This is a genomic window from Nostoc sp. CALU 546 (assembly GCF_048836525.1).
Genome location: NZ_JAWJTF010000330.1, coordinates 1 through 2,169, shown reverse-complemented (window position 1 = coordinate 2,169; position 2,169 = coordinate 1). Strand labels below are relative to the sequence as shown.

3 protein-coding genes are annotated in these 2,169 nt (G+C 43.4%); 2 read left to right on the top strand and 1 reads right to left on the bottom strand.

Going from position 1 to position 2,169, the window contains the following annotated elements; all coding sequences use genetic code 11:
- Positions 1-965: PEP-utilizing enzyme (locus RRG12_RS43365; RefSeq protein WP_420763304.1), on the top strand; the 965-nt coding region annotated here is incomplete at its 5' end.
- Positions 962-1,309 (top strand): cupin domain-containing protein, encoded by a 348-nt coding sequence (locus tag RRG12_RS43360; protein WP_069072789.1) that lies wholly within the window; start codon positions 962-964, stop codon positions 1,307-1,309. The genes RRG12_RS43365 and RRG12_RS43360, both read left to right, overlap by 4 nt.
- 4 nt (positions 1,310-1,313) lie before the next feature.
- Here RRG12_RS43360 and RRG12_RS43355 read toward each other — a convergent pair whose 3' ends face one another.
- A complete protein-coding gene (locus RRG12_RS43355; protein WP_420761505.1) occupies positions 1,314-1,934 on the bottom strand; it encodes a Uma2 family endonuclease in 621 nt (206 codons plus the stop codon).
- Between the last annotated feature and the right edge of the window lie 235 nt (positions 1,935-2,169).

Below are 2,169 nucleotides of genomic sequence, written 5' to 3'. Positions count from 1 at the left end.
GATCGCTCAGTGCAATCGCTACAGATGCCAAGCAGGTATTGCAGGAATTTGAGCCACAGCAGGTATTTGAGCAATTAAAGCAAACCCCAGAAGGAGAAAAGATCCTAGAAGAATTTAACGAATTGCTTCAGGATTACGGCTATTTAAGTGAAGTGGGAACTGATATCTCCGTTCCCACTTGGCGGGAAAATCCCCAGATGATCAAGCAGATGTTTGTGCAGTTAATGCAGGGGAACGAACCACAAGCAGGGGCAAAAGATGCGATTAATAGTATCTTTGCTGTTAAGCGCAAACGTTCTTTTGTGCAACGCCGTGTAGATATCAAAGGGCGAGTTACCGAAGTTTATTCACGGCTTTTAGCTGAATTGCGTTGGAGTTTTGTCGCTTTAGAAAAGGTTTGGTTAAAGTCCGGCTTACTCAGAAAAACAGGCGATATCTTTTTTCTCAACTTTGATGAAGTGCGGCGTCTAGTTGTGGATGAAGATGCCAGCTTAATTGAGCAGTTAGATGAGTTAGTGGAATTTAGGCGATCGCAATTTGTGCAAGATAGCGAGATTATTCAAATACCCTTTTTAGTCTACGGCAATACACCTCCTCATCCCTTAACTCCCTCTCCACTGTACTCTGACCAAATTTTACAAGGCATTGGAGCCAGTCACGGGCAAGCCGAAGGGAGAGTAAAGGTGTTGCGAAACTTACAAGACATTCCAGAGATTGACCGAGATACGATTCTGGTAGTGCCTTACACAGATTCCGGCTGGGCGCCATTGTTATTAAGGGCTGGAGGATTAATTGCCGAAGCTGGTGGCAGACTTTCTCACGGTGCGATCGTTGCTCGTGAGTATGGAATTCCCGCTGTCATGGATGTTCGAGGTGCTACATGGATTTTGCAAGATGGTCAGCGGGTACGGATTGATGGGTCTAGAGGTATTGTGGAATTATCTAACGATTTAAGACCCGAATGATTACCACTTCTCTGAAAAACTTGCCTGAAGAGTCGGTTTCTCACAATCCTGAAATCAAAAAAAAGGTAATGCTACGCTTCGGCGATTTACCTCACCTGACTAACTTTTCTCAAGCACGTTTTGCTCCCGGACAAACCGCACCAGCACACGCGCATCAGGATATGTGTGAAGTATTCTTTGTGGAAGCTGGTTCAGGAGTAATTCACATTGATGGTAAAGAATACCCCCTACTACCGGGAAACTGCGTAGCCATAGAACCAGGAGAAGTACATGAAGTTGTCAATAGTGGCTCAACTGAGCTTGTTTTGACATACTTTGGTTTACGAGTGGAAATATCAGCTTAAAACGCTACATCACACCAATCTGAAAAATCTGGTTTGGGGTGAGATTCAATTCGGAAAAAGTTTGAGAAATAATGCGATCGCTATCTCGAAACTTACTTATCTGATATTCTCCATCAATTAAGTTACAGACAGAAATTGTCGGTTGTTTAGGATTGCCAATAAAATTACGTCCACCCAAGCCAGCATAATCGACAATCCAGTATTCCGAGATACCCATCTCTTCATAGTCAGCGTATTTTAAATAGTAATCGTCCCGCCAGTTGGTTGATACAACCTCAATTGCCAAAGGTATCGATGCACCCAAACTCACGGTAGATTGTTTTTTCCATAATGGTTCGTTTGGCAGGTTTGCACGATTTAGCACCAACACATCTGGGAAGTAACCAGAATCTTTTTCAGGAGGTCTAACTATAGCTTGGTTAGGCATGAAGTAGGGTAATCCTAAACGTTTGATTTCAACAGGAATTTCGATACCTAGAAATCCTTTTACTTCTTCGTGTTCCCCTACTGGTTGCGCCATCTCAACAATGTCTCCGTTATGTAGTTCGTAGCGTACCGCTGAATTTTCGGGTAGCCAATCGACGAATTCCTCAAAGGTTACTAGCTTGGGTATAGCTTGAGTCATGGCTTTTGAGAGTTTTTGCTTTGGAAATATTATCTCTAATCTAGGGGACTGCGGATAGATTTTCCAGATGGAAGTTGAACGCATTTTCATCCCAACTCGCTACACCGTAGCGGTCAATATCATGTAACCTTGTATCTAAATGGTGAAGCTGTCAAGCTTCAAAAATACAATATTTTGCGATCGCCCAAAGGGCACTGCACTCCGCGCAATTGCACCGCAGAGCTAAAACTAGTAC

Coding starts and splice junctions, on each gene's coding strand:
- RRG12_RS43360 (WP_069072789.1), top strand. CDS start 962: ATGATTACCACTTCTCTGAAAAACTTGCCTGAAGAGTCGGTTTCTCAC.
- RRG12_RS43355 (WP_420761505.1), bottom strand. CDS start 1,934: ATGACTCAAGCTATACCCAAGCTAGTAACCTTTGAGGAATTCGTCGAT.